At 65.5% G+C, this 4,671-nt stretch carries 6 protein-coding genes; 4 read left to right on the forward strand and 2 right to left on the reverse strand.

Annotated features, from left to right (window positions below; genetic code table 11):
- The first annotated feature begins 157 nt into the window (after positions 1-157).
- The 3 genes from G6027_RS10275 (at position 158) to G6027_RS10285 (ending at position 1,535) form a co-directional block, all read left to right on the forward strand.
- Positions 158-418 (forward strand): hypothetical protein, encoded by a 261-nt coding sequence (locus G6027_RS10275; protein ID WP_182637090.1) that lies wholly within the window; start codon positions 158-160, stop codon positions 416-418.
- 60 nt (positions 419-478) lie between these two features.
- A complete protein-coding gene (locus tag G6027_RS10280) occupies positions 479-847 on the forward strand; it encodes a hypothetical protein (RefSeq protein WP_182637091.1) in 369 nt (122 codons plus the stop codon).
- A 193-nt stretch (positions 848-1,040) separates the two neighbouring features.
- Entirely contained in the window at positions 1,041-1,535 is a 495-nt protein-coding gene (locus G6027_RS10285; protein ID WP_182637092.1) for a hypothetical protein, read from the forward strand.
- A 17-nt stretch (positions 1,536-1,552) separates the two neighbouring features.
- Here G6027_RS10285 and G6027_RS10290 read toward each other — a convergent pair whose 3' ends face one another.
- Both G6027_RS10290 and G6027_RS10295 read right to left on the reverse strand, forming a co-directional pair.
- Entirely contained in the window at positions 1,553-2,494 is a 942-nt protein-coding gene (locus tag G6027_RS10290; protein WP_182637093.1) for an AAA family ATPase, read from the reverse strand.
- Between the two features lie 163 nt (positions 2,495-2,657).
- Positions 2,658-3,092: a hypothetical protein gene (locus tag G6027_RS10295; RefSeq protein ID WP_182637094.1), complete on the reverse strand. Its 435-nt coding sequence runs from the start codon at positions 3,090-3,092 to the stop codon at positions 2,658-2,660.
- A gap of 1,129 nt (positions 3,093-4,221) precedes the next feature.
- On the opposite strand from G6027_RS10295, the gene G6027_RS19345 reads away from it, so the two are divergent.
- On the forward strand, positions 4,222-4,590 hold the full coding sequence (locus G6027_RS19345; protein ID WP_346995689.1) for a tyrosine-type recombinase/integrase: 369 nt from the start codon (positions 4,222-4,224) through the stop codon (positions 4,588-4,590).
- The last annotated feature ends 81 nt before the right edge of the window (positions 4,591-4,671 follow it).

The following is a 4,671-nucleotide window of genomic DNA, read 5'->3' on the forward strand; positions in this document are numbered from 1 at the left end:
CAGGTGCGCCGGGCCCTGGACTGCCAGCGATCGCAGCAGATCGCCGCCGACCTGTTCCACGAGCAGCCCGCCGGGTAGCCCGAGGCAAGTTCGCCGTATCAACACCACACCATCCGGCTCAGGTGATGATGAGGCCACTGCCTCAGGAGAACCCCCCATGCGTCTACGCCGATCCCTCGCCGTCGCCCTGGTCACCGGGTGCGCGCTCACCGTCTCAGCATGCGATACCGGTTCCGGGCAACAGCACTCATCGTTGGTCGACCAAGGCATCGATATCTCCCGCGCTGACTTCGAAAAGCTGTGCAAGACTCACCGGGGCGAGTTCGGCAACGCCATAGAGCGCCGCACCTGGCAGGAAAGCGACTACAACGCGATCTATCGGGCCCTCGAGCGCGACGATCACTGTTCAGCCGGCTAGAGGGCACCTGCATGCCCGACCACGAACAGCCAGCCAATTGCGGTGTGGGAAGATTTGTTTATGAGACGCCTTGCATCGGTCGCCGTGGCCGCCCTCACCGGTACTGGACTACTCGCCGCCTGTGGCACCGAACCCGAGTGTGTGACGATCCCCTCGAGGGCCTTCGAGGCGCTCAAGTCCGGCCATCAGATCCCAGAGGGCGACTTCGGAAACTACGGCGGGGTCGAGACCACCATCGCAGGCCGTAACGCTTACGTAGTCGCCGTCGACCTAAACGGGCTCGCTCCGGGGGTGTGGCGGGTTGGCAATAGCGGCGGCACACCAGGCCCGATCCTCGCAGCCAACGACATCGCCGCAATCGTTGCCGAGTGGCCCCGAGACCGGGACGAGGACGAGCTTCTAGTCTCCCCCGCCGAATCGTGCATCTAGGCGCGACCCGCGCAGCGGGGCACCGCGGCCCGAAAGGCAAACCAGGGCGAGTTCGGCAACGCGATAGATCGCCGGTCCTGAAAAGTGAGCGACTACGACATGATCTATCGGGTCCGTGACCGCGACTCTCAGCCAACTAGGCGACACTCCACCGACTAATCCCTCCGGATCATCCCCTGACGAAAGGCGCATCGTGAAGAAAGCACTCTCCCTAATCGCAGCCGTGACCCTGGCACTAACAATGACCGCTTGCGACGGAGGCGATACCACGACAGTCGAAGATGACGCCACCATGACGACCACCGTGGAGAACACCCAGGACGAGAACGTCCAGGCCGCGGACACCGAAGCCGAGCAAGCCGAAGCCGAGCAGGCCGAGGACCGCGCAGCTGGCTATGAATCGTGGCTAAAGGAACAGTTTGGCGTCGAATCCTTCACGGAAGTCCTTATGAACGACCCCAGCCTGTGGGCCGGATACATCAATGGCTTTGAGGCAAACCGTGACCGTATGCATGTTCGCCTTCAGGTCGATCGGAACGATCCAGCAGACGAAGCTTTGGGCGAGCAGGCCGCGGCCGCAATCGCCAGTTTGATCCGTACGGGCAACCCAGACCCTCGTGTCTCAGGCGTGGATTGGGTTGTCGTCGACGACGGTGCGGGCGTCGTTATCGCACAGGAATCTGTCTAAACCCCCCTAACCGCGAACTACTTGCCCGGCGCAGCGAGGGCTTTGTTTGCACGATCAGATCCCCAGCCCGTGCGGTCCTGAGCATCGCGTTTTGAGGACAGTGGTGGGTCGAGCTGGTCGAGTTGTCTGACGTCGTCCACAACGCGTTCGGGGTTGCGTACGGCGATCCCGAAGTCGGGCGGTGCGTGATCTCCGTCTGCGGCCGGTTCGATTTCGGCCCGCAACGCTCCGCCAGCGAACGCCCGCAGGTGGAACGTGCCCGCGAGTGGTTCGCGATCACCTGGCGGACAGTGCTGCCGGAGGCCGCCGTGGCGGTCTTTGTTCACGGTCAGGTAGGCGCTGCCGCCAGAGGCGGGAGCAAACTGGTCCTTATTTCGAACCCGTATTGAGGAGCCACCGACGGTCCGACGCCTAGCGCCGGTTCCGCCGGGTCCGAAGGTGCGTGATTCGGTGCCCTTTGACAGTTGGTCGATAGCGAGAACCGCGGCCCCGGTGCGAAATAGCGGTCTGATGATCCCGGAGTGGACGACGCTGAAGTCGTCCGCGCTGTTGGATGACGAGCCGAACATTGGAACCAGTTCTCCGAGGGAGTCGATCACCATCACGGCGGGAGGGCAATCCTGGGCTTCGTCCACGACGCCGTGGGCCTCGAGCCGTTCCTCGGGTTCGACGTATCGGAACTGGTCGAGCTCGCCGAGGGTGTCGGCGGCGAGTCCGAGGGAGAGCAGGCGGGTGATGATCGACGCGCCGCCGTTGTGGTCGAGGTCGATCATGAGAACCCTCTGTCTCGCGTTGAGGGCTTCGGCGGAGGCGGCAAGCGCGACCCAGGTCTTGCCCGATTCGGGATCCCCAAAGATCAGGTTGAACTGTCCTGAGTAGAACAGTCGGTGCCCGTCGGTGCGGGTCCCGAAGGCCGGTTCGGGTGATCCTGGGGTGGTTCCGGCGGGTAGCCCGGCCACGTCGGCGTACCGGGCGCGCAGTGGGTTCGGTTCTCCCTGCTCAGTGTGGTCCGGGACCGGTCCGGGACCACCAGGACCAGAGTGGTCCTTGGTCCTGGACCGCGGGGGTGAGGATCACCAGGACCACTCTCCGTCTCGGCGTGCTTGGTGTCGGTCGCGATGGTCATAGTTCGCCCCTTCGGGCGCGGTTGAGGCGGTCGACGATTCCGCGAAGCTTGCTACCGCCCTCGACGACAAGGTTCCACAGCTCCTCTTCCGATCCGGTGCCGTGGGCGTCCACTAGAGCTTGCCCATGGGACTCAATGGTCCGGCGTAGTGCGGCGGCGATGACCGGGGCGGCGTAAGCGTGCAGAGCCTCGGGGTAACCGCCCGCGGTCGCCGCGGCGATCAGCTCAGCGCGGACGGCAATCACAGCTTGCCCGGTGCGGGTGAGTTCATCGAGGATGATCTCCGGACCGACCAAGCCGTCGCGAGCGCGGTCGGCGATCGCCTCCCACACACGCCACGGTGAGGCGGTGTCGAGGTCCTCGGGCGTCACCAGGGCGGCCAAGGCGATGATCGCCGCGGGGCGGGCCTGTAGGGCGGCAGAGAGCAGCATTCGCGCCGCGCCTGTGGTGGGCGGGGAGTCGGCATCGGCTGGCGCGGCGGTAGTGGGCCGCGCAGACTCTCGAAAGGACTGTCGATGTTCTGAGTCGAGCAGATCGAACCGTTCTCGACGCGGTCGCGCCGGGGGAAACAGCTAGGGGGCTAGTGGCAGCGCTGCGGCTGTGGGGGGGCGCCTCCGGTGGTAGAGCGTGACCAGCGGGCCCCCCGATGCTGCGAACGCGCAGAAGCTCGGGCGAACTACGCGAGAGCTAATCGCGGAACTAGCGCAGGCGATTCAGGCGGACGGCAATGGGTGAGAGGGCGCGGATCAGGCGGCGCGGCGTCGGGTCAGTCACTTCCTGCACGACGAAGAGCGGTGCACGTTGGCGGTACCAACCGCGCGTCCCTGCGGACCCAGGTAACCCATCTTCTGGACCCGTGCAGCGAGGGCGCGGTGGATTTCGGACAGCGTCAGAGGCAGAAGACGCGCTAGCCGAGGCGCGTCGCCACGCGGCTGCTGGGGCGAACCTCGCAGCATCCAAACCAACGTTCCAGGCGTACGCAGATAGCTGGCTGGAGGGGCTCGACCTGGAAGCAGCGACCCCCGCGGGATACCGCAGAAATCTCCGAAAACACACCTACCCACAGATCGGGTCGACCCCGGTGGACAAAGTCACAGCAGCCCAGCTCGCACGTCTATACTGCCTGCTGGCAGCGGGCCCGCCGAAGGGCGCGGGGCTGGCACCGGTGACGGTCCGCAAGGTGCACGTGACCATCGGGGCGGTGTTCGACGCCGCGCTCGATGAGGGGTTTGTGGTCGTCAACCCGGCGCGCAAGCGTGCAGCGCGGCCGCCATCCGCGAAGGCGGTGAAAGCCAGCAGAGGAGAGGCGCAAGTGTGGACCGCCCCACAGTTGCGTGCGTTCCTGGGCTGGGCCCGCGAGTACAAGGGCGCGGACGCGACACTCTGGGAGGTGTACGCGGCCACTGGGTGCCGTCGGTCTGAGGTGCTTGCGTTGCGCTGGTCCGACGTGGACCTACGTGGCCGACGGGTGAAGGTCCGCCAGGTTGTCGACTCGGTGACGCGGGAGATGAAGGGCACGAAGTCGGGCGGGCTCGTGTTATCGACAACGATGAGTCGACGGTGGCATCCCTCAGGGCGTGGCGCGCGCACCGCGGATCGTTGTCGCTCGACTTTGTGTGGGGTGATGGCCTCGTCTTCGGGGATCTGGAGGGCGGCGTGCGGAACGTCAATTCGGTGTCGCTGATATTCACCTACCGAGTCCGTAAGGCGCGGAAGATGCTCGGCGCGGACGCCCTGCCGGCGCTCACCTTGCACGGTCTCAGGCACACCCATGCGACGTTGCTGCTGGAGGCGGAGGAAAACCCAAAGGTGTTCCAGGAGAGGCTCGGTCACGCCTCGATCACGATCACCATGGACATCTACGCCCACGTCACCGCGACGATGCAGTGCAGCGCGGCGGACCGATTCGGGGCCCTGCTCGGCGGCTAGGAACGGCCGCTATTGCAGGAACCGTTGCATGGGCCGAAACGAAAACGGCGGGCGACTCGCACAATGTGCAGGTCACCCGCC

This window comes from Dietzia sp. SLG310A2-38A2, assembly GCF_014145095.1.
GTDB lineage: Bacteria > Actinomycetota > Actinomycetes > Mycobacteriales > Mycobacteriaceae > Dietzia.